Origin of the sequence: Pseudalkalibacillus salsuginis (genome assembly GCF_021646685.1) — a bacterium.
Taxonomy (GTDB): Bacteria; Bacillota; Bacilli; order Bacillales; family Fictibacillaceae; genus Pseudalkalibacillus; species Pseudalkalibacillus salsuginis.
Genome location: NZ_JAKJHW010000006.1, coordinates 125,790 through 147,396 on the forward strand (window position 1 = coordinate 125,790; position 21,607 = coordinate 147,396).

Sequence of the window (21,607 nt, forward strand, 5' to 3'; positions counted from 1 at the left end):
TTCTATCATTGAAAGGTGTGAAAAGGGATTGAGTGATCATACTTCAAAACCTAAGAAGAAACGCAAACTTTCTGAGAGCTCCACTGCTTATTTATTGATTGCACCTTCCTTGCTTTTGATTCTCGTTATTGCGATATGGCCGGTTATCCAGTCCTTTTATTTTTCTTTGTTTGATTTGAGGCTGAACAATCCTACCAAATCAGAAGTCCATACGAGCCATATGATCGATCTTCAGCGTTATTTGGATAACTACTTTCTCTTAGAAGGTGCGATTGATAATGAATTAGATAAGGCTGATCAAGGTAACGCCGAAACTTTGAATGGTGTGAAAGAGGACCTTTCAAAGCTTGATTCATCTTTATTAGAGGATGGAAAAATCAAAGAACGATATGAAATCATTGATGAAAAGCTGATGAATCTCGAAAAGGTCGGTTCAAAGGAGAAGCTTGTCGAGGTTGAGAAAGACAGGGCCGAGGAAATCCAAACTGAACTAAATGATATCGAGGAGAAATTGAAGGGTCTTGATGAACTGGAAGACCCGAAGGCAGTCAAAGGTTTAAGTTCTGCGTTAGCCGATTCGATAATCAAACCTAACTTTATCGGATTCGACCATTATGCAAAGAATTTGACGGACAAAAGAATGTGGATGTCAATCTGGAATACAGTCGTGTTCACAGTCGTTTCAGTTGCAATTGAATTAGTGATCGGGCTGATGATTGCTCTGCTTATCAATAAAGCTTTCTTCGGAAGAGGACTAGTCCGTGCATCCATCCTTATACCATGGGCGATTCCTACCGTTGTAGCCGCACTGATGTGGAAGTTTCTATATGATGGCCAGAATGGAATCGTCGCAAAAATATTTGAAGAGATCGGTCTTGTCGAACGAATGGCTACGCTTCTCACCAACGATACCGGTGCAATGTTCTCCGTCATTTTCGCTGATGTGTGGAAAACGACTCCATATATGGCGTTATTACTGCTTGCAGGGCTGCAGACGATACCGACAAGCATGTATGAAGCAGCCGCAATCGATGGGGCGAACAAGTGGAAACAGTTCTTTACCATTACACTTCCTTTATTGAAAACCAGTATTCTTGTCGCTTTGTTATTCCGTACATTGGATGCATTCCGCGTGTTTGATCTCATTTTCGTATTGACCGGCGGGGGTCCTGCCAACTCAACTGAAACCATATCCTTGCTCGCCTATAAAGTCATGATCGCTCAATCAAACTTTGGAGAAGGTTCAGCCCTATCTGTGGTTGTTTTCATCTGTGTAGCAATCATCTCCATGATTTACATTTCTTTATTAGGCAGAGATCTTTTGGAAGACAAAAAATAAAGAACAGGAGAGGGTGAGTTGAATGCAGAAAAAAGCTGGGCCTTTGTTTTATGTCGGTTTATCCGTATTTATATTTTTAGTGATGTTCCCGTTTTTATGGATTCTGATCAGTTCATTGAAGCCAGTATCTGAATTATTCGGGGAAAAGGCGTTCGTTCCATTTACATCAGATCCTACTTTTGTAAACTATCAGTCTGTATTCGTGAACCATCCATTCTTGACATACCTGAAAAATAGTTTGATAGTCTCTGGGGTTACAACTATCTATACGGTACTGATCGCTTCCTTTGCGGCTTATGCGATTGCACGGATGAAGTTCAAAGGTAAGACCGTTATTTTGGGGCTTGTACTATCTGTCTCGATGTTTCCACAGATCGCTACAATCTCCCCGATCTATATCATTTTGAAAAATCTAGGCCTGACCAACAGTTACATCGGGCTGATCATACCGTATACGACTATTACATTACCATTATCGATATGGATCCTTGTTACGTTCTTCAGAAAGATCCCCTTCGATCTGGAAGAGGCTGCAAAGATTGATGGAGCATCTATCATGCAAACGTACTGGAGGGTTATACTACCGCTTGCTGTACCAGGGATTTTCACAACAGCCATCCTTGTATTCATAGCGGCATGGAACGAGTTCTTGTTCGCGCTTGTTTTGAATACACAAGAAGCCTATAAGACAGTGCCCGTAGGGATTGCGATGTTCCAGGGACAGTTCACGATTCCATGGGGTGAAATATCAGCAGCTACAGTTGTCGTTACAGTACCTTTAGTGATTATGGTCTTGTTATTCCAACGCCGGATTGTGTCAGGACTGACATCAGGTGCGGTAAAAGAATAGCAGTGTTTTGGAAATGCTTTGAAAGGGATATTTGCGATACTCCTCTTCAAGGAAAGCGATCCTGGTGAGACCCCGCCGTAAGGAGGCTTGCTGTCTCGTACAAACCTAACGCAAAATAGAGCTTTAATGATAGGAGGCAATTATGGCAACAAAGCAATGGTGGAAAGAAAGTGTAGTCTATCAAATCTATCCGAGAAGCTTCAACGACAGCAATAATGACGGGATAGGAGATTTGAACGGAATCATTGAAAAGCTGGATTACTTGAAAGAGCTGGGTGTGGATGTCGTATGGTTATCGCCGGTTTATGAGTCCCCGAATGATGATAATGGGTATGACATATCCGACTACCGTGGGATCATGGATGAGTTCGGAACGATGGAGGATTGGGAACGTCTAGTGGATGAGATGCATCGGCGGGGCTTGAAGCTTGTCATGGACCTTGTCGTTAATCACTCCTCAGATGAACACGCGTGGTTTACAGAATCCCGGAGATCAAAAGATAATCCGTATAGAGATTATTATATTTGGCGACCTGGCAAGAATGGTGCCGAACCGAACAATTGGGTATCGTTTTTCAGTGGATCAGCCTGGCAGTATGATGAAACGACAGATGAATACTATTTGCACTTGTTTACGAAAAAACAGCCGGACTTGAACTGGGAAAACCCGAAACTTCGGAAAGAAGTGTATGATCTAATGACATTTTGGCTTGATAAAGGTGTTGACGGGTTCCGAATGGACGTCATTAATGTCATTTCAAAAGCGCCTGGGTTACCCGATGCAAAGGTCACGAGTGATCGGAAATATCAGTGGGGCGGCGAGCATTTTGTAAATGGTCCTCGATTCATGGAATTCATACATGAGATGAACGAAAAGGTCATTTCAAATTATGACGTTATGACTGTTGGCGAAATGCCGATGGTTACACCCGAAGACGGTGTCCGTTTCACGAATGAGAAAGATGGGATCGTCAACATGCTTTTCCAGTTTGAACACATGGATGTTGACAGCATCCCAGGACATTCGCTTGGGAAATGGGCAATCAATAAAGAATGGAAACTCACGGATCTTAAGAAAATCATGAGCAAATGGCAAATCGCGATGCAAGAGGGGAACGGCTGGAACAGTCTTTACCTCGAAAACCATGACCAGCCACGATCCGTTTCGCGATTCGGAAATGACAAGAATTTTCATGAGGAATCCGCTAAAATGCTTGCGACCTGGCTACATATGATGCAGGGTACTCCTTATGTTTATCAGGGACAGGAGCTTGGCATGACGAACGTCGCTTTTGAGCGACTCGAGGATTATAAGGATGTAGAAATCCATAATTTCTATCGGGATGTTGTTGAGGACGGAAATGAAGACCCTGATATGATCATGGAAGCGATCCGTGTAAAGGGAAGGGATAATGCAAGAACACCAATGCAATGGAATCGTGGCACCAATGCAGGTTTCACAAGTGGCGAGCCCTGGATCAAAGTGAATCCGAATTATACGGATATCAACGCCGAACAGCAGGTGGACGATCCAAATTCGATTTTTTCTTATTATAAAGAATTGATCCAGCTGCGAAAGCAACATGAAATCGTGGTTTATGGTGATTATCAGCTGATTCTTGAGGGGGATGAGCAGATTTATGCCTATACACGTACCATGGGGGATGAAAACCTGCTTGTTGTAACCAACTTCAGTGATGGAAAACCTGTCTTCAAGCTGCCAGAACACATCTCTTTTGATCGAAAAGAGCTTTTGATCGCAAACTATGATGTACGGGATGAGGAAATCGAGGAGTTCACGTTAAAACCATATGAAGCACGTGTTTATAAGTTGAAATAAGGAACGGAAGCAGTATCCCGTTCCTTTTCTCTTTTATAAATTATCATTTAATTCATGAAAGTCGAACTTTTGGATCCTTGACCTTTAAAGATGATCCGATCGAGTGCAAAAGCCTTGGAACCACTGATAGAAAGGGCTACTGACATCGCTAGAAGAACAAGGTCCAATTCATAACCGGCCATTTGGTCATTTCCTAAAAATCCTGCTGCAAGTTTCACTTTTACGATCGCACCGATCATTAATAGAGCAAATAATGCGGATACGACTCTACTGAATAAACCAAGAACCAGAGCGATCCCACCGATAAGTTCCAATAAAGCAACACCATAAGCCATAAATCCGGGAAGCCCCATGCTGCCGAACATTTCTGCCACATTTCCAATCCCATTCTGGAATTTTACAAGACCATGGATAAAGAAGGTTATCCCTAATATCACCCTTAGAACCAAATTACTTGCTTCATACTTGTTTTCCATCTTTCTTACCTCCCAAAATAATGTTTTTTAAAATGGATATATTGCACCCCCACCGGCAATACGGCAGGGAAATAAACACTTTAGCAATTTCAGACATGAGTAAAGCCGATTTTTCCTACCCTATACAGTGCACCGGCTCCTTCAATGTCTTACTGAAGATCAAAACCCAAGGGGCTGACCTTCGACAATCGTTCCAGCCACCATCATCATAACATTTTGGTTCAAAACTTTCCTTTTCTCAAAAGGTTGTTCGAAACGATGAGAGTCAGACATTTACGGGACAGCCCTAACTATGTACAGCAAAACCTTTATAAGGGAAGCTTATTTGAGATGATTCTTTTCAGTATATCATGAGGTTATTATTCTTTTATTCTAACCTGATATCCATTTTGTTAAAAATGTTCTGAGAAGGTAAAGTTGTAGTCTTGATCTATTCCGATAACCGAATTGACCGAAGTAATCCTTCGATTAATCTGGAAACTAATAAGTCCTTTTTGCCTGTAAGTGGAATAGTACTACGTTTTAAATAACGGTAGAACGGAAATGTAGTGTAAAAGGAGGTAATCCTATGGATTCTAAAAATATTAAAACTCAAAATAAACAGAAGCACCCTGTCCAGAAAGAACCTGATCATACACTCCATGAGGATGAAACCGTAGATCCGATGCCTGTTGAAGACCAGGAACTAGAGATTAAGGAAGAGAGAAATAAACATCAAACAAAAAACAATTCTTCAAGCCAAAAACGTTATCGTAAAAATGAATAAAACGAAAAGCGACCTTTTCATGGTCGCTTTTTTACACTGTAAGCGATCAAAAACGCTTGACAGATATTGCTTTTCTCATTTTGTTCAAGGATTCCTGCGATTTATCCTTCGTTTTCATCATGACATTCACATACAAAGCATCAATGATACTCAGTTGGGCGATCCGCGAGGCTAAAGCTTCTGAACGATAATCTGTCTCTTCAGATGTCGTGAACAGAGGAACGTCCACTTTTTGCCCCAGTGGGGATTTAGCCAGTGTTGTGATTCCGATTGTTTTCACCTTATTTTGTTTTGCGACATCCAGCACATCCAACGAGTCTTTGTTCGTTCCGGAATGCGAAATGAACACGATTACATCTTGCTCAGTCAGTTGGGATGCAGCCATCAGCTGAAAATGCGAATCAGAATAGGCAGCAGATTGAATCCCGCTTCGTAAAAACTTATGATGAGCATCCTCTGCAACTATACCGGAGCCGCCATTTCCGTAAAATTCCACTTTTCTAGCACGGATGATTAACTCAACTGCCCTTTGATAAGGTTCCTGCTCTAAAATGTGAGTGGTCTCTTCAAGGGTCCGGATGTTGGATCGAAATACTTTTTGGGCAACCTCTTTTTCATTATCGGTTTCATTGATCGTTTCATGGATATCCTTGACAGGGTTGACGATCTCCGAGGCCAGAGCAATCTTCATCGCTTGGTAACCTTTGAAGCCAAGCCGTTTACAGAAACGGAAAACAGTCGCCTCAGCAACCTGCAGATCATCTGCCACCTGGCTGATCGTCGAATGGATGATGTGTTCTGGGTTATTCAATATATGGTCAGCAATCATTTTTTCTTTTTCACTGAACCTATTATAAAAGGAACGGATTCTAGGGATGCAGTGTTGTTGTTGGTCTTTACTCAACGTCATTCTCCTCTCTGAAAAGATGTACAAAGCCTTAAACTACTTAATTCTTATTCGTCTGCTTCTTGTTAATAAGGATTATGTGATTTTATAACCATTTAAAGGCCATTACTATTATATACCATTCTATTACGAAAAAAAATTTCTTGAAAGCGCTTGAAAAGAAAAAATATTTTTGTATAATTAGTGACAAAAGAAATATTTTTTCATCATTTATCACTCATTATATCTCATTGGAGGTTTTATTATGCAAATCGGTTTGATCGGTCTTGGGAAGATGGGGTACAACCTCGGTTTGAATTTACTCGATCACAATCATGATGTACAGGTATTCGATGTAAATGCTTCAACGGTTGAGGCATTTGAAGAGGATGGAGGAAAAGGCCATTCCTCGATTGAAGAATTGGTTGAAAATCTGGTTGCACCAAGAACAGTCTGGATCATGGTGCCAGCAGGAGAAATCACAGAGTCTGTCATTGCCGAGTTAGGTGATTTACTTGACCCTGAAGACATCATCGTTGATGGCGGCAACACCAACTACAAAGAATCTGTAAAAAAAGCTGAAGCCTTAAGTGAAAAAGGCATCCATTTCCTCGACGTCGGGACAAGCGGCGGAGTGGATGGGGCAAGGAAGGGTGCTTGCATGATGATTGGCGGCAACGAAAGTGCTTACAAGCGCCTGGAATCAGTGTTTAAAGAAGTAACGGTTGAAAATGGCTTCCTTTACACTGGTAAATCCGGAAGCGGGCACTTCTTGAAGATGATCCACAATGGAATCGAATATGGGATGATGCAAGCTATCGCTGAAGGATTCGACATCCTCGAAAAAAGCCCCTTCGATTACGACTATGAAGGGGTATCGAGGGTTTGGAACAATGGATCGGTCATCCGTTCATGGTTGATGGAACTTACTGAAAATGCTTTTTCTAAAGACCAAAAGCTTGAGGATATCCGAGGGGTGATGCACTCATCAGGAGAAGGGAAATGGACGGTTGAAACGGCGCTTGATCTGCAAACCGCTGCTCCGGTCATCGCACTTTCATTGATGATGCGTTATCGCTCGCTGGAAGAAGATACGTTCGCGGGCAAAGTCGTCGCTGCGCTGCGGAATGAATTCGGCGGCCATGATGTCGTCAAAAAATAATCGTTATTGGGGGAGAAGGAGATGTCTGGAGCAGGATTGATTCTAGTCGCCTTATTAGGCATAATCGTATTACTCTTTTTAGTCATGAGGACGAAATTGCAAGCATTTGTCGCACTTCTAATCGTCAGTATTCTAGTCGGTATCGGTGCTGACATGAAGTTGAGTGACATTATCGCTTCGATTCAGGAAGGGATGGGCGGCACTTTAGGTTTCGTGGCCGTCGTCGTCGGTCTTGGGGCGATGTTCGGACAGATGCTTGAAGTATCAGGGGGAGCTGAACGCCTCGCACAAACGCTTATCAAAAAATTCGGAGAAAGCAGAGCACAATGGGCGTTGAGTATCACAGGTTTCATTGTTGCGATCCCGGTATTCTTTGATGTCGGGTTCATCATTTTAGTTCCGATCGTGTACGGATTGGCGAAAAAAACAGGGAAATCCCTCTTGTTTTATGGGATTCCACTATTAGCCGGCCTTGCAGTCACACATAGTTTCGTGCCGCCGACACCAGGGCCGATCGCAGTCGCAGAACTCATTGGGGCAGACATCGGCTGGGTCATTTTATTCGGTATCCTTGCAGGGATTCCCTCTATGATTCTTGCAGGCCCGGTCTTCGGTAAATATATTGCGAAGAAAATCCATGTGACTGTCCCGGATTACATTGATCTTGAAGAAAGAAAATATGACCGGGAACTTCCTGGTTTCGGGACCGTCACGAGCTTGATTCTCATTCCACTCGTATTGATCCTTTTGAATACGTTTTCAGGTGTCCTTTTGCCTGAAGGAAACAATTTGCGAGCATTCTTGACTTTCCTGGGACATCCATTCGTTGCATTGATCATTGCAACGGTACTTGCCTTTTACATTCTTGGAACCAGAAAAGGGTATTCGAAGGATGAGGTCCAAAAGATTGCTACGAAAGCTCTTGAACCAGCTGGTATCATCATACTTGTCACAGGTGCAGGTGGCGTGTTCAAACAGATTCTCATCGATTCAGGTGTAGGGGACGTATTGGGCGAGATGATGGCAGGTTCATCGCTTCCACCGTTACTATTAGCGTTCTTGATTGCCGCATTTGTACGTGTTGCACAAGGTTCGGCTACGGTATCCATGATCACGGCAGCTGGAATCATGTCGCCGATCATCGATTCCCTTGGATTAGAGGGACCGGTGCTTGGATTGATGGTCATCTCGATTGCTGCGGGTGCTACGATTTTATCCCATGTGAACGATAGCGGATTCTGGTTGGTGAACAGATTCTTTGGACTTGATGTAAAAGATACGTTACGCTCATGGACAGTGATGGAGTCGATCATCGCACTTGTAGGTTTTGCAGTCGCATTTACAATCGGAATCTTCATTTAATGGAACTGAAAGGACGTTTTCAATTATGCAGCAAGAATGGTATGTAGGTGTCGACATAGGAACAACCAGTACAAAAGCGGTCGTATATGATGCAAAGGGTGAAGTAATAGGACTCCATAATGTGGAGTATCCTTTGCATACACCTGAAGTATCAGCCGCAGTACAGGATCCTGAAGAAATTTTTCAGGCTGTGTTGCTGAGCATCCATACAGCTATAGAAGAAAGTGAAGTAGAGGGTCAAAAGATCGGATTCATTTCTTTCAGTTCAGCCATGCATAGTTTGATTGCTGTCGATCATGAAGGATCGCCGCTGACGCAATGCATCACCTGGGCAGATACGAGGAGTTCGAAATGGGCAGAAAAATTGAAGACAAGCTCTACCGGACATGAGATTTACAGGAGGACAGGAACACCGATCCACCCGATGTCCCCATTGGTCAAGCTGATGTGGTTGAAGGAAGAGTATCCACAATTATTCAGTCGTACCGCTAAATTCATTTCGATCAAGGAATTTGTTTTTAAAAAGCTATTCAATGTGTTCATTGTCGATTATTCAATCGCTTCAGCTTCGGGGCTCTTCAATCTAGAAAAAATGACATGGGATGCTGAGGCCCTCGAGGTTGCTAGTATAACAGAGGACCAATTATCAGAACTGGTACCAACGAAAGAATCTATTGTTGGCTTGGACGAGAAGTATGCAGATGTTCTAGGAATCGAGCAATCGACCCCATTTGTCATCGGGGCAAGTGACGGTGTGCTGTCCAATCTAGGCGTTAATGCGATTGAACCAGGAGCTGTAGCTGTGACGATCGGAACGAGTGGAGCGATCAGGACGGCAGCCCGTAAACCTGTTACGGATCCTAAAGGACGTACATTTTGCTATGCATTGACAGAAGATCTCTGGATCATCGGAGGTCCGGTCAACAATGGCGGGATGACCTTCCGTTGGCTGAAGGATGAAATATGTGGTGCAGAAACCGAATCTGCAAGACGGCTGGGGATTGATCCTTACGAGATCCTTACTGGAATTGCGGCCAATGTGAAACCGGGAGCAGACGGATTATTGTTCCATCCATATTTAAGCGGAGAAAGGGCACCATTATGGAATGCGGACGCCAGAGGTTCATTTTTCGGATTAGCGTTGCATCACGGTAAGCAACATATGATACGAGCTGTTCTAGAAGGGATCGTCTTCAATCTGCATTCGGTCATGCTTGCTCTCAAAGAATTGATCGGCATGCCGAACAGAATCCAGGCTACAGGAGGATTCGCCCGTTCACCACTATGGAGGCAGATGCTTGCGGATATTTTCGATCAGGAAGTATTCGTCCCTGAAAGTCATGAAAGCTCCTGTCTTGGTGCTGTCATTCTCGGAATGTATGCACAAGGCAAGATCGAATCACTCGAGCATGTAAAGACGATGGTTGGATCGGTCCATCAACATACCCCTGACCCAACGGATGTAGAGATCTATAATGAACTGATGCCCATTTTCATCAGGATATCGAGAAAACTGACTGACGAATACGAAGCGATCGCAGCTTTTCAAAACAAACATGTAAAACCGGAATAAAATTCACCTGATGAATCAGGACAAGATTCAGGATTATTCAGACAAAATTCCGAGAAATCACGAAATTAACCGGAAAAAATCTAGACGAAATCCAAAAAAATCAAGTCAAAACCTAAATTACCGGGACATTTGCAAAAGGAAGGGACCGCCAAACGTGGCAGTCCCTTTCCATTACTTTTATAAAGATTTCAATGCTTCAACGATATCGGTGTCGCCTGAAAGGAACTCGAAGGCTTTGCCGTATGTGCTTTCCAGGGTCAACGATTCGATCATCACTTTCGCTACATCCTCACGTGGAATTTCCCCGGAGTAGTCATCAAGCTTTACTGCTGCTCTGATTTTACCAGTACCAGTGTCATAAGAGAGTCTTCCTGGTTTGACAATCGTATAGGTAAGTGAGCTTTCTCTCAGTGCGTCATCCGCTTTTTTCTTTGCTTTAAAATAATGCTTCATACTGTCGGGGCCATAATCAGGATCATCAGCTCCGACCGTGCTCAACATGACAAAGCGATCAACTCCATGTTTTTCGGCTGCCTTCACCAGCTTGATCGCACCTTCTTGGTCCACACTCACCGTTTTCTCTGGTCCAGTCTTTGATCCAGAACCAGCAGCAAAGAGAATTGCGTCGCAGCCTTCTACTGCATGATCGACTTCATTCTCCAAGTCCGCTAATACGGTTTCACTGATGCCAAGTTTCTCAAGCTCGGCAGACTGTGTAATCTCGCGAATCATCGCAACGGCTTGGTGGTCATTGCTTTTACCTAGCATTTCAAGTATATGACGGCCTGTACCACCGTTTGCACCTACTACAAGCACTTTCATCCTCTCAAAACTCCTTTCAATGAAAACATAATTATTATTTACCACAAAACCGAGGAATATAAACGGTTGAGTTGAAGGGTTAGCGGTATACTAGAAGAGGTGTCTTATGTTATATACAAATCATAGGTAATACGAATGGAGTGAGATTGGTGAAAGTAACCATAATCGGCTGTTGGGGTGGGTTTCCGAAAGTTGGCGAAGCGACCTCAGGTTATTTGTTACAAGAGGATGGTTTCAACTTGTTGGTTGATTGTGGAAGTGGAGTCCTTTCAAAAGTTCAGTCCTACATATCTGTAGAGGACCTTGATGCAGTCATCCTCTCCCATTACCATGCTGATCATATTGCGGATATCGGTCCGCTGCAATTCGCAAGATTGGTAAAATCACATACTGATACGATATTGCCACAACTGCCGATCTACGGACATCGTTTCAACGAGACGGAATTTAAAAGGTTGGGTTATAAAGCGTTTACCGCTGCAGAAGAATATAACCCGGCAATGTCGATATCAGCAGGTCCGTTTAGAATTTCTTTTTTACAGACGAAACATGCGGTCCCGTGTTATGCCATGCGGATTGAAAGTGAAACTCACACGGTTGGTTATACGGCGGATTCGAGTTTCCAGGAGGAATTCTTTCCTTTCTTCCACAACGCAGATCTCTTATTGTGCGAATCAAATCTCTACAAGGGGATGGATGGGGCAGGTGTTGGTCACATGACGAGTGAAGAAGCAGGAATCGTAGCAAGGGAATCGAATGTCGGTAAACTGATTTTAACCCATCTCCCTCATTTCGGCGAACTCGAAAAGCTTGTACCTGAGGCTAAGGAACAATACCCGGGGGATGTCATCCTGGCGGAAGAAGGTTTCATCTGGGAAGGGGAATAGTTATCCTTTTTGAGTAAAAGTACTTTAAATTTTGGTAAATGCCGTAAAAATGTTGGTAAACAGGCCAAAAAGATTGGTAAAAGATAAAGCAAGTAAGTAAGTTTATCAATTTCAGGAGGACAAGGATGCTATTTTTTATTGATAACGAAAATATTAAAGACCCAAGAGTAAATCTGGCCATTGAAGAATATGCGCTGAAACACTTGGATATCAATGATACCTATTTATTGTTCTATATTAACGAACCATCGATCATCATCGGAAAAAACCAGAATACGGTGGAAGAAATCAATTCGGAGTATGTACGGGAACATGGAATACACGTAGTCAGAAGACTATCCGGTGGCGGCGCGGTCTATCATGATCATGGGAACTTGAATTTCAGTTTCATCACGAAAGATGACGGTAATAGTTTCCACGATTTTAAAAAATTCACAGAACCCGTCATCAAAGCCCTCCACAGGCTCGGCGTTCCAGCGGAGTTGAGCGGGCGGAACGATATTCTCGTCGATGGCAAGAAAATATCGGGGAATGCCCAGTTTTCGACGAAAGGCCGGATGTTCAGCCACGGTACCCTTATGTTTGACTCGCAAATTGAGAACGTCGTTTCTGCATTGAATGTGAATATGGATAAAATCAAATCAAAAGGAATCAAATCGATCCGGAGCCGGGTAACGAATATCCGTGAGCACATTGACCAAGACATGACGACAGAGCAATTCAAAGAAACTCTGCTTCGATACCTTTTTGAAGACGAAAAGGTGATACCTCAATATCGACTGACTGAAGACGATTGGGACAGCATTCGTAAAATTTCAGCAGAGCGTTATCAGAACTGGGATTGGAACTATGGAAAGTCACCTAAATTCAATGTGAAGCATTCTCATCGTTTTGAGGGTGCAGGTCAATTGGATATCCGTTTGGATGTTGTGAAAAATACGATCCAGGCATGTAAGATCTATGGCGATTTTTTCGGCGTTGGAGATGTGGAGGATATCGAGTTGCGTCTGATCGGTGTACGATATGATTACGAAGACATAAAAAAAGCATTGGCCGATCTAGATATCAGTCATTACCTAGGGAAAATCACGAGGGAACAGTTTTTACAATTGGTTCATTAATTAGTAAACATGGAAGCATCTACAAGGGTAGGTGCTTTTTTTAACGTTTTTTTTGAAAATAGGCACATCAATCTTCTGGGTGAATATCATGACATTGTGAGAAAGGGGATGATGAAGAATGTCAGAACAACATAATGACGAGTCGATCCGGGACGATGAACGGATAAGACACATGTACGACAAATGTAAACAATATAAACAATACCATGTTTTGGTTGAAACGAAGGACGGCAAGAAATTCGACGCAATCGTCATGGGATTGAAGAAGGATAGTGTAGAACTTCTCGTGCCTGAGATGATGGAACCGGAATCTTACGATCGAAATGATACGAGGCAGCCAAGGTTCAGAAGGTTCGGAGGTCTCTTGTTGCCATTAGCAGCCATAGCTGCCTTATCGCTAGTTCCTTACTTCCGTCCATATCCTTACTACCCATATCCATACCCATATCCTTATTTTTAAAGATCAGCTCCCTTTTTGATGAAAGGGAGTTTTTTTATACGATAAGAAAGTATAAGTTCAACTAAGGCTCAACCGTCACCCCACAGGCTTGGCTTTTGCCAATTCTTCTTTAACGGCTAAGAAAGTGTAAAAATTTTGGTTGCGGTGAAGTGATGTCTAGCTCCACCTCCTAACCACCAGGATCATTTCAGCCCTCCTGCGGCGGTCAACACATTGATTTAGGTACGCAGAACCGAACTTTGTTTGGTTCGAGACTCATTGTCGGACTTCCAGTGAACTTCGTGGTTAACCAGGGTGTATTCGCTTTTCTTGGTTTTTGTGTTAAAGGAATTCGGTACAAAAGAGATACAGCAGTAGAAACGAACGAACAATAAATCATTGATTTGCACTAAAATCAATAATCTGAAAATTGACAAGAAAGCGCTTTCCTTATACTATTTTTATATACCATATTTATCATGTATCGAAAAATTTTCGTTATATAAGGAGGGGTAAGATGATTTATAATGTGGAAAAAGAAACGATGAACCAGCAAGACAAAGAAAAGCTTCAGCTGGAAAGGCTGCAAAAAACCGTCCGTACTGTCTATCAAAATGTACCCTTTTATAAAGAAAAATGCGATAAAAAGAACGTGGCACCAGACAATGTCCAAAGTCTTGAAGATTTGAATAAACTCCCTTTTACGATAAAGAAGGATTTGCGGGATCATTATCCATTCGGCCTTTTTGCTGTCGGCCAGAGAGAAATGGTTCGTCTTCATGCTTCCTCAGGGACAAGTGGAAAACCGACGGTCGTTGGTTATACGAAGGGTGATATCGAGGTCTGGAGTGAGGTTGTAGCCCGTTCCATTGCTGCAGCTGGCGGAGAACCAGGAAATGTATTGCATAATGCATACGGGTATGGATTGTTCACTGGAGGCTTAGGCCTTCATTATGGCTCAGAGCAGCTGGGAATGGTTACCGTTCCGATTTCCGGCGGGAATACTGCTCGCCAAATTCTTCTGATTGAGGACTTCCAGCCTCAGGTCATTTGTGGTACACCATCTTATGTCCTCAATATTGCGGAAACGATGGAAAAGATGGGGAAAAACCCGCAGAAGACTAGTCTTGAATACGGCATTTTCGGAGCAGAGCCCTGGTCGGAAGAAATGAGGCAGACGCTTGAAAAGAAACTCGATATCAAAGCGATCGATATTTATGGACTCAGCGAAATCATCGGTCCAGGAGTGGCAATCGAATGTCACGAAGCTCAAGACGGTTTACATATTGCCGACGATCATTTCTACGTCGAAGTAATCGACCCAGAAACACTGGAGCCGGTAAGAGATGGAGAGTATGGAGAGCTTGTCTTCACGAGCCTGACGAAGGAAGCATTTCCAATCATCCGTTACCGTACAGGAGATATCGCCACGCTCGATCGTGAATCTTGTAAATGCGGCAGAACTTCCGTCCGAATGTCGCGGGTGAAGGGACGTATCGATGATATGCTGATCATCCGTGGAGTGAATGTGTTTCCTTCTGAAATCGAGAATTGCTTACTGCAGGTTGAAGAATTGGTTCCGCATTATCAAATCCTTTTGAAAAAGAATGGAACGATGGACCATATCGAATTGCAGGTGGAGGTCAATGAGGCTACTTTTGACAAATGTGCAGGGGATATGGAACATCTTGAAATGGACGAATTGAGGAAGCGGATCCAGTACCGGATCAAGTCGAACTGCCTCGTCTCCATTCATGTGAAGATCATGGAACCAGACTCCATTCCTCGCTCGGAAGGAAAGGCTGTCAGAATCGTTGATCTCAGGAAAGAGAAGGTATTACAGAAGTAATTATTTTACGAAGCCAGTAAAAGGATTGAATTATTTATAACGATAATTTATAATTACGTTAAATAAACGTAATATTCGGAAGGTGAGAATAGATGACTATCGAAAAATCATTCGATCAGTTGACTGAAGAAGAGAAGTATGAACACTTCTTGAACAGGATCGACGCAGGAGAGAAGATCGAACCTAACGATTGGATGCCTGATGATTACCGACAATCTTTGATCCGTTTGATATCCATGCATGGAATCAGCGAAATAATGGGAGCGCTTCCAGAAAAGGAGTGGGTACCGAAAGCACCATCTTTACATCGTAAACTGGCGATCATGGCAAAGGTACAGGATGAAATGGGCCATGGCCAGCTATTGCTCCGCGTAGCGGAAGACTTGATGGAACCTCTTGGCATGAACCGTGAAGACATTATGCAAAATCTGTTTTCAGGAAAATTGAAGTTTCATAATGTGTTCCATATGAAAGCGCCTACATGGGGGGATGCTGGGATCATTGCGTGGCTGGTCGATGGAGCAGCCATCATTTCGCAAAGCATGATGCTCGACTCTTCTTACGGTCCATATGCACGAGCATTGAAGCGGATCTGTGCCGAGGAGGTTTTCCATGCCCAGCACGGTGAGAGTATAATCATGGCACTGGCAGAAGGAACACCTGAACAACGCGAATTGCTACAAGATGCCCTTAACCGCTGGTGGACAGCACTCCTGATGTTCTTTGGGCCGAAGAGCAAGGAAAATGCATCAACGTCCCACGTTGACAAGAACATAAGATACAAAATCCGGGAGAAGACGAATGAAGAGCTTCGCCAGGAGTTTTTCACCAAATACGTACCTAGAATCTGGTCCCTTGGCCTGACGATTCCAGATGAGACGATCCATTTTGATGAAGAACAAGCGCTGTGGGTCTATCAGGATCCTGATTGGATTGAATTCAAGGAAATCGTCACTGGGAATGGTCCGCAATCGAAGGAGAGACTTGAGCTTCGCAGGATTTCTTACGACAACAATGCATGGGTGCGCGAGGCCTTGAATCCAATATCGAAGGCAGTCTAGACGGACGGGGAGGGGAAATTCATGAGCCAAAAAGACGGTTTTTACAGTGTGTATGAAGTATTCAGTAAAAAGACAGATAAAAGCCCGTTACAGCACCAGTTCAGTCTTCTAGCTCCTAATGAAGAGATGGCTTTGATCATGGCACGGGAAAACTTCTTCCGCCGTGAACCTGTAGCTGACATTTGGGTGGCGAAGAGAGATAACATCCGTATGACGACCCAAGAGGAACGGGAAATGTTGAAGCGGCTGAATAATAAAGAATATCGGGAAACAAAGGGATACGGATATCTAAAGAAAAAATGGCGTAACTACCAGCAAGAACAATTCACAGAACAAAGCTTACTTAGCAACAGCAAGGGAGGAAAAGAGTGATGGCACAGGATATGGCACTAGTGGAACTGCTCTATTCCTTGGCGGATGATGATTTCATCCTGGCGTACCGCGGCTCTGAATGGCTCGGGCTGGCTCCTCATATCGAAGAGGACGTGGCTTATTCTTCGATCAATCAGGATATGATGGGGCATGCGGTAAAGTTTTACAGCATCCTTGAGGAGTTAGGAGAAGGGAAAGCTGATGAATTGTCACACATGAGAGCTCCGGAAAGATTCAGAAATGCGGTTCTTTTAGAAGAGAAGAATGGAGAAGGGACGTACCTTGAGCAGCCTCAATTTGATTGGGCTTTTGCGGTCGTACGGAACTATTTTTACTCTATCCATAAGAAAATCCGTATGCAATCTTTGAAACAATCAAGCTATGAACCTCTTACCGATTCTGCTTCAAAAGTGCTGATTGAGCTACAGTATCATTTGATGCATTGGGAGACATGGTTCAAGCAATTAATGTCGAGTACAGATGAAGCGAAAAAGCGTATGACAGCAGCGATTGAAAGATGCTGGAATGAGATGGACGGGGTACTTACGCTCGGACCATTTGCAGAAGAAATGACGAGTAAAGGCTATATCGCAAGCGAAGAGGAAATGCGCAAAAAGTGGCTTGTGCATATGGAAAAGACATTTGAACAAGTCGGAGCACCTTTGCCTGGTGGACTTGGCATGACGAAAGGGAATGGCCGCCAGGGAGAACATACCGGAGACCTTCATCAAGCTTTGTCGACACTTTCTGAGGTGTATGAGACGAATCCTGCTGCTGGCTGGTAAATTCAACCTGAGAGGAGGGTTACGATGACCGGGATTGAATCTAAACAGATGGCAGAGACGATTTATGATGTCCTCCAGGGCGTTAGGGATCCGGAAATCGATTCTGTCAGTATTTTGGACCTTGGAATGGTTGAAGGTGTTGAAGTAGAAGGATCTCTGGCGAAAGTCGGCGTCCTGCCTACTTTCACAGGCTGCCCGGCACTTGGCATTATCCAGCGGGATATCGTCAATGCCATCATCGAGGTGGATGGGATATCAGAGGTTGAAGTCAACTTTTTATCCAAACCGATTTGGACGACAGACCGTATCACCGATCAAGGGAAAGAACAGTTGAAAGAGTTCGGGATATCACCTCCCCCCGCTAATCATACACCAGGGGAACCATGGGAAATCCCGTGCCCTTACTGCGGTTCCGTGTATACGACGATGGAAAACCTATTCGGACCTACAGCCTGTCGCTGTATTCTGTATTGCAGAAGCTGTAAGAATCCATTTGAAGCAATGAAACCCGTTGCCAATATCGGCGACGAATAAGAAAGGGTGTATATATAATGGTAAAATTAATCGCATTGTACAAGAATCCTGAAAACAAAGAGGAATTCGACGAGCACTATTTCAACACACATTCACCGATTACAGCTAAGATACCCGGACTTCGTAAAATGGAAGTGACGAAAATCGTTGGGTCTCCAATGGGAGCTAGTGATTACCACCTCCTCTGTGAAATGTATTATGACGACCATGATGCATTGAAAGCCGCAATGAAAACGGATGAAGCGAAAGCGTCTGGAAAGGACCTCATGGGATTTGCTGGTGACTTGGTGACACTGATGATTGGTGAGGAAGTCGAAGGTGAATAAGGAGACCATTCAAACCTGGACCGAAGATGGCGTTGGTGTCATTCAACTGAACCGTCCAAAAGTATTGAATGCCTTGAACCGGAAGATGGTCGCAGAAATCCTCCAAACGATGGAAGAGTGGGACAGGGCTGATGATGTTTCCGTAATGATCGTGACTGGAAATGAAAAAGTTTTCGCTGCTGGAGCGGATATCGCTGAAATGGCAGAGGATGACTCCATTTCACTTGAACTCCTGAACCAGTTTACCGAATGGGACCGGCTCGCGTGGGTAAAAAAACCGATTATTGCAGCAGTAAATGGCTATTGTCTCGGTGGGGCATTCGAGCTTGCACTAAGCTGTGACTTGATCGTCGCAGCTGAGAACGCACAATTCGGATTCCCTGAAGTGAACTTAGGGGTAATGCCAGGTGCAGGCGGGACCGTTAGACTTACGAAGTTGATGGGCAGGGCAAAAGCACTCGAGTGGTTATGGTTAGGCGAATATATGACTGCCAAATTAGCGGATGAAAACGGTGTCGTCAATCGTGTCGTAGCTCCGGAGCTTGTTTTGGAAGAAGCGATGAAACTTGCTCGTAAAATCGCAAAACAGGCACCGTTGTCTGTCAGGATGATCAAAGAGGCTGTCAACAAATCCGTCGATTATTCCGTATATGAAGCGATGCAATACGAACGTAAGAACTTTTACATGCTATTCGCCTCCGAGGATCAAAAGGAAGGTATGAAAGCTTTCGTTGAAAAACGACAACCACAATTCAAAGGAAAGTAAGGAGCGGTTTGGTTATGTTCGAAACGATTGAATACGTTACAGAAAACAATGTCGCATGGATTCGGCTGAACCGCCCTGACAAATTCAATGCTTTTACAGAACAGATGAATCTAGAGATCACCAAAGCACTGAAAGCGGCAGAAAAAGATAGTGAAGTCCGTTGTCTGGTCATTACTGGAAACGGGAAGGCATTCTGCTCAGGGGAAGATCTGGCGGGAGTTAAACAAGATACGGATCACGCTGAAATATTGCGTAAACGCTATAATCCTATGGTTGAAAAACTTGCAAACTTCGAAAAACCGGTCATTGCTGCTGTCAATGGAGTAGCAGCGGGGGCTGGGATGAGTCTTGCTCTCGCTTGTGACTTCAGGATTTTATCCGAAAAAGCAAGTTTCATTGAAGCGTTCATCAATGTCGGACTCGTACCCGATTCTGGAAATCTCTTCTATCTCCCTAGATTGGTTGGTCATGCGAAAGCGCTTGAATTGGCTGTAATGGGGGAAAAGGTTTCAGCGGAGGAAGCGAAGGACCTGGGATTAGCAACGAAAGTCATCGCGCTCGGTCAATGGGAAGAGGAAGTTTCGGCATTTGCACAAAATCTGGCCCAGAAACCGACGAAAGCGATCGGCTTGATCAAGAGATACTTACGGAAAAGCTGGGAGGCAGATCTCAGTGAAATGCTTGAAAACGAGGCGTATGCCCAACGTACAGCAGGCCAGACTGAGGACCATGCAGAAGGGGTGCAAGCATTTCTGGAGAAACGAAAGCCTGTATTCAAAGGCCGTTAAAAATGGGTGGAATTAGACGAAGATCAGGCAACAATGAAAATACTCAACTACACTAAAGGAGTGACTGTAAATGAGTACAACAAAAGAACAACAACAAGCCGGAACAGAAATGAAACGCGAATCCTACAAGATGATCATCAACGGACAGCAGGTCGACAGCGTTTCTGGGGAAACTTTCACAACTTACAATCCAGCAACTGGTGAAGCTCTTGCGCAAGTGGCAAAAGCTGGAACAGAAGAGGTGGATAAAGCCGTCGAAGCAGCACGCAGTGCATTCGATTTTGGGAAATGGCCGAAATACCCGGTCGGAAAGCGTGCCCGTGTATTGAACAAGATCGCTTCGATCATGCGCAGCCGTTTTAACGAGTTGGTAGAACTGGAAGTGCTGAACAGTGGAAAATCCTTATCAGCTGCTCAAGGTCAAGTCATGCAGGCCGTTGAAAATTTTGAATTCTATGCAGGTGCAATCGTCGGTCATCGCGGACATGTAAACAACATGCCAGGCCCTTTCACGAACACGACATCCAATGAACCGATCGGTGTCTGTGCGCAAATCATCCCTTGGAATTACCCGATGATGATGGCTTCTTGGAAGGTAGCACCGGCAATCGCAGCAGGGAACGCGATCGTATTGAAGCCTGCAAGCTTGACGCCTCTAACAGCAATCATCTTGACTGAAATCTGTCATGAAGCCGGTGTCCCTGAAGGTATCGTCAACATCGTAACGGGACCAGGTTCCACTGTAGGTTCCCATTTAGTCGATCACCCTGGTGTCGATAAAGTGGCCTTCACGGGTGAAACAGGTACTGGTAAAGACATTATGGCGAAAGCATCAGAAACATTGAAGCGAGTAACGTTGGAGCTTGGTGGTAAATCACCAAACATCGTATTTGAAGATGCGAACATGGATGCAGCTGTCGATGGCTCCCTTTTCGGTATCTTCTACAATACGGGACAATCCTGTGAAGCACGTTCACGTCTCTTCGTACACGAAAACGTATATGATGAGTTCCTTGAAAAGTTCATTGAAAAGACGAAGAAGCTTACACTCGGTAATCCGCTTGATCAAGGAACACACATCGGTTCGATCATAAGCGATAGCCAGGTGGAAGTGATCGATGGCTATGTAAAAGAGGCTGAAAAGCAAGGTGCAAAAGTTCTTGTTGGCGGTGGACGCGCCAAGGTCGAAGGATTTGAAAACGGCCATTGGTATCTGCCGACTGTCATCACGAATGTTACGAATGATATGAAAATTGCACAGGAAGAAATCTTCGGCCCAGTCGTGGTCGTCATGAAATACAGTGATGAAAAAGAAGTCCTAAAGCTTGCAAACGATACGATTTTCGGTCTTGCAGCGGCAATCTGGACGACGGATCATGCTCGGGCAAACCGTGTCGCTTCCAAGCTGAAGGCTGGTACGGTAATGGTCAATTCACCATTCTCTGCATTCCCTGGCACACCATTCGGAGGTTACAAGCAATCTGGATTCGGAAGAGAGCTATGTATCGAAACACTCGATTTGTATACAGAAACGAAAAGCGTCATCTCCTATGTTGGAGGAAAGCCGTTGAATCCGTTCGGAGTGTAACCTCGATGAATTAGT

General features: G+C 44.0%; 22 protein-coding genes. 19 read left to right on the plus strand and 3 right to left on the minus strand.

Features of this window, described 5'->3' with window-relative positions; all coding sequences use genetic code 11:
• Positions 1-28 precede the first annotated feature (28 nt).
• From L1611_RS15310 to L1611_RS15320, 3 genes are all read left to right on the plus strand, one after another.
• Positions 29-1,339 carry an ABC transporter permease subunit gene (locus L1611_RS15310; RefSeq protein ID WP_236314583.1) on the plus strand — a complete coding sequence of 437 codons (1,311 nt, stop codon included), beginning with the start codon at positions 29-31 and terminating at the stop codon, positions 1,337-1,339.
• A gap of 22 nt (positions 1,340-1,361) precedes the next feature.
• Positions 1,362-2,189, plus strand: a complete 828-nt coding sequence (locus L1611_RS15315) for a carbohydrate ABC transporter permease (RefSeq protein WP_236314584.1) — start codon at positions 1,362-1,364, stop codon at positions 2,187-2,189.
• 142 nt (positions 2,190-2,331) lie between these two features.
• Entirely contained in the window at positions 2,332-4,029 is a 1,698-nt protein-coding gene (locus L1611_RS15320; protein WP_236314585.1) for a glycoside hydrolase family 13 protein, read from the plus strand.
• Between the two features lie 47 nt (positions 4,030-4,076).
• Here L1611_RS15320 and L1611_RS15325 read toward each other — a convergent pair whose 3' ends face one another.
• Positions 4,077-4,505, minus strand: a complete 429-nt coding sequence (locus tag L1611_RS15325) for a DoxX family protein (protein ID WP_236314586.1) — start codon at positions 4,503-4,505, stop codon at positions 4,077-4,079.
• Positions 4,506-5,073: 568 nt separating this feature from the next.
• On the opposite strand from L1611_RS15325, the gene L1611_RS15330 reads away from it, so the two are divergent.
• Positions 5,074-5,271, plus strand: coding sequence for a hypothetical protein (locus L1611_RS15330; RefSeq protein WP_236314587.1), 198 nt, complete (start codon positions 5,074-5,076; stop codon positions 5,269-5,271).
• Between the two features lie 46 nt (positions 5,272-5,317).
• On the opposite strand, the gene L1611_RS15335 is transcribed toward L1611_RS15330, so the two are convergent.
• Positions 5,318-6,181: a MurR/RpiR family transcriptional regulator gene (locus tag L1611_RS15335; RefSeq protein WP_236314588.1), complete on the minus strand. Its 864-nt coding sequence runs from the start codon at positions 6,179-6,181 to the stop codon at positions 5,318-5,320.
• A 241-nt stretch (positions 6,182-6,422) separates the two neighbouring features.
• On the opposite strand from L1611_RS15335, the gene gnd reads away from it, so the two are divergent.
• Genes gnd through gntK form a run of 3 tightly spaced genes read left to right on the plus strand, consistent with a single transcriptional unit; the run spans position 6,423 to position 10,254 of the window.
• The gene (gene gnd, locus L1611_RS15340) at positions 6,423-7,319 is read left to right on the plus strand and encodes a phosphogluconate dehydrogenase (NAD(+)-dependent, decarboxylating) (RefSeq protein ID WP_236314589.1); all 897 of its coding nucleotides are present in this window, start codon (positions 6,423-6,425) and stop codon (positions 7,317-7,319) included.
• A 21-nt stretch (positions 7,320-7,340) separates the two neighbouring features.
• Complete coding sequence (locus tag L1611_RS15345) at positions 7,341-8,681, plus strand: GntT/GntP/DsdX family permease (protein ID WP_236314590.1); 1,341 nt, start codon at positions 7,341-7,343, stop codon at positions 8,679-8,681.
• Positions 8,682-8,706: 25 nt separating this feature from the next.
• Positions 8,707-10,254, plus strand: a complete 1,548-nt coding sequence (gene gntK / locus L1611_RS15350; protein WP_236314591.1) for a gluconokinase — start codon at positions 8,707-8,709, stop codon at positions 10,252-10,254.
• A 177-nt stretch (positions 10,255-10,431) separates the two neighbouring features.
• On the opposite strand, the gene L1611_RS15355 is transcribed toward gntK, so the two are convergent.
• A complete protein-coding gene (locus L1611_RS15355) occupies positions 10,432-11,076 on the minus strand; it encodes an SDR family oxidoreductase (protein ID WP_236314592.1) in 645 nt (214 codons plus the stop codon).
• 149 nt (positions 11,077-11,225) lie between these two features.
• Between L1611_RS15355 and L1611_RS15360 the strand changes: the two genes are divergently transcribed.
• The 12 genes from L1611_RS15360 to L1611_RS15415 all read left to right on the plus strand — a co-directional run bounded on the left by L1611_RS15360 (position 11,226) and on the right by L1611_RS15415 (position 21,592).
• A complete protein-coding gene (locus tag L1611_RS15360) occupies positions 11,226-11,963 on the plus strand; it encodes an MBL fold metallo-hydrolase (protein WP_236314593.1) in 738 nt (245 codons plus the stop codon).
• 125 nt (positions 11,964-12,088) lie between these two features.
• Positions 12,089-13,084, plus strand: a complete 996-nt coding sequence (gene lplA, locus L1611_RS15365; protein WP_236314594.1) for a lipoate--protein ligase — start codon at positions 12,089-12,091, stop codon at positions 13,082-13,084.
• 118 nt (positions 13,085-13,202) lie between these two features.
• Positions 13,203-13,544 (plus strand): hypothetical protein, encoded by a 342-nt coding sequence (locus tag L1611_RS15370; protein WP_236314595.1) that lies wholly within the window; start codon positions 13,203-13,205, stop codon positions 13,542-13,544.
• A 496-nt stretch (positions 13,545-14,040) separates the two neighbouring features.
• Positions 14,041-15,372, plus strand: a complete 1,332-nt coding sequence (gene paaK / locus L1611_RS15375; RefSeq protein WP_236314596.1) for a phenylacetate--CoA ligase PaaK — start codon at positions 14,041-14,043, stop codon at positions 15,370-15,372.
• 92 nt (positions 15,373-15,464) lie between these two features.
• Positions 15,465-16,433: a 1,2-phenylacetyl-CoA epoxidase subunit PaaA gene (gene paaA, locus L1611_RS15380; protein ID WP_236314597.1), complete on the plus strand. Its 969-nt coding sequence runs from the start codon at positions 15,465-15,467 to the stop codon at positions 16,431-16,433.
• A gap of 21 nt (positions 16,434-16,454) precedes the next feature.
• Positions 16,455-16,805 carry a 1,2-phenylacetyl-CoA epoxidase subunit PaaB gene (gene paaB / locus L1611_RS15385; RefSeq protein WP_236314598.1) on the plus strand — a complete coding sequence of 117 codons (351 nt, stop codon included), beginning with the start codon at positions 16,455-16,457 and terminating at the stop codon, positions 16,803-16,805.
• Entirely contained in the window at positions 16,805-17,590 is a 786-nt protein-coding gene (paaC, locus tag L1611_RS15390; RefSeq protein ID WP_236314599.1) for a 1,2-phenylacetyl-CoA epoxidase subunit PaaC, read from the plus strand. The genes paaB and paaC overlap by 1 nt, the downstream gene beginning before the upstream one ends.
• A gap of 24 nt (positions 17,591-17,614) precedes the next feature.
• Complete coding sequence (paaD, locus tag L1611_RS15395) at positions 17,615-18,124, plus strand: 1,2-phenylacetyl-CoA epoxidase subunit PaaD (RefSeq protein WP_236314600.1); 510 nt, start codon at positions 17,615-17,617, stop codon at positions 18,122-18,124.
• Positions 18,125-18,141: 17 nt separating this feature from the next.
• Positions 18,142-18,450, plus strand: coding sequence for an EthD family reductase (locus L1611_RS15400; RefSeq protein WP_236314601.1), 309 nt, complete (start codon positions 18,142-18,144; stop codon positions 18,448-18,450).
• Positions 18,443-19,216, plus strand: coding sequence for an enoyl-CoA hydratase-related protein (locus L1611_RS15405; RefSeq protein ID WP_236314602.1), 774 nt, complete (start codon positions 18,443-18,445; stop codon positions 19,214-19,216). The genes L1611_RS15400 and L1611_RS15405 overlap by 8 nt, the downstream gene beginning before the upstream one ends.
• A gap of 14 nt (positions 19,217-19,230) precedes the next feature.
• Complete coding sequence (locus tag L1611_RS15410; RefSeq protein WP_236314603.1) at positions 19,231-20,004, plus strand: enoyl-CoA hydratase-related protein; 774 nt, start codon at positions 19,231-19,233, stop codon at positions 20,002-20,004.
• A 70-nt stretch (positions 20,005-20,074) separates the two neighbouring features.
• Positions 20,075-21,592 carry an aldehyde dehydrogenase family protein gene (locus L1611_RS15415; RefSeq protein WP_236314604.1) on the plus strand — a complete coding sequence of 506 codons (1,518 nt, stop codon included), beginning with the start codon at positions 20,075-20,077 and terminating at the stop codon, positions 21,590-21,592.
• The last annotated feature ends 15 nt before the right edge of the window (positions 21,593-21,607 follow it).

Bases quoted from the DNA above. Each gene is read 5' to 3' on its own strand.
- L1611_RS15315 (WP_236314584.1), top strand. From the start codon at position 1,362: ATGCAGAAAAAAGCTGGGCCTTTGTTTTATGTCGGTTTATCCGTATTT.
- L1611_RS15320 (WP_236314585.1), top strand. From the start codon at position 2,332: ATGGCAACAAAGCAATGGTGGAAAGAAAGTGTAGTCTATCAAATCTAT.
- L1611_RS15325 (WP_236314586.1), bottom strand. From the start codon at position 4,505: ATGGAAAACAAGTATGAAGCAAGTAATTTGGTTCTAAGGGTGATATTA.
- L1611_RS15330 (WP_236314587.1), top strand. From the start codon at position 5,074: ATGGATTCTAAAAATATTAAAACTCAAAATAAACAGAAGCACCCTGTC.
- L1611_RS15335 (WP_236314588.1), bottom strand. From the start codon at position 6,181: ATGACGTTGAGTAAAGACCAACAACAACACTGCATCCCTAGAATCCGT.
- gnd (WP_236314589.1), top strand. From the start codon at position 6,423: ATGCAAATCGGTTTGATCGGTCTTGGGAAGATGGGGTACAACCTCGGT.
- L1611_RS15345 (WP_236314590.1), top strand. From the start codon at position 7,341: ATGTCTGGAGCAGGATTGATTCTAGTCGCCTTATTAGGCATAATCGTA.
- gntK (WP_236314591.1), top strand. From the start codon at position 8,707: ATGCAGCAAGAATGGTATGTAGGTGTCGACATAGGAACAACCAGTACA.
- L1611_RS15355 (WP_236314592.1), bottom strand. From the start codon at position 11,076: ATGAAAGTGCTTGTAGTAGGTGCAAACGGTGGTACAGGCCGTCATATA.
- lplA (WP_236314594.1), top strand. From the start codon at position 12,089: ATGCTATTTTTTATTGATAACGAAAATATTAAAGACCCAAGAGTAAAT.
- L1611_RS15370 (WP_236314595.1), top strand. From the start codon at position 13,203: ATGTCAGAACAACATAATGACGAGTCGATCCGGGACGATGAACGGATA.
- paaK (WP_236314596.1), top strand. From the start codon at position 14,041: ATGATTTATAATGTGGAAAAAGAAACGATGAACCAGCAAGACAAAGAA.
- paaA (WP_236314597.1), top strand. From the start codon at position 15,465: ATGACTATCGAAAAATCATTCGATCAGTTGACTGAAGAAGAGAAGTAT.
- paaB (WP_236314598.1), top strand. From the start codon at position 16,455: ATGAGCCAAAAAGACGGTTTTTACAGTGTGTATGAAGTATTCAGTAAA.
- paaC (WP_236314599.1), top strand. From the start codon at position 16,805: ATGGCACAGGATATGGCACTAGTGGAACTGCTCTATTCCTTGGCGGAT.
- paaD (WP_236314600.1), top strand. From the start codon at position 17,615: ATGACCGGGATTGAATCTAAACAGATGGCAGAGACGATTTATGATGTC.
- L1611_RS15400 (WP_236314601.1), top strand. From the start codon at position 18,142: ATGGTAAAATTAATCGCATTGTACAAGAATCCTGAAAACAAAGAGGAA.
- L1611_RS15410 (WP_236314603.1), top strand. From the start codon at position 19,231: ATGTTCGAAACGATTGAATACGTTACAGAAAACAATGTCGCATGGATT.
- L1611_RS15415 (WP_236314604.1), top strand. From the start codon at position 20,075: ATGAGTACAACAAAAGAACAACAACAAGCCGGAACAGAAATGAAACGC.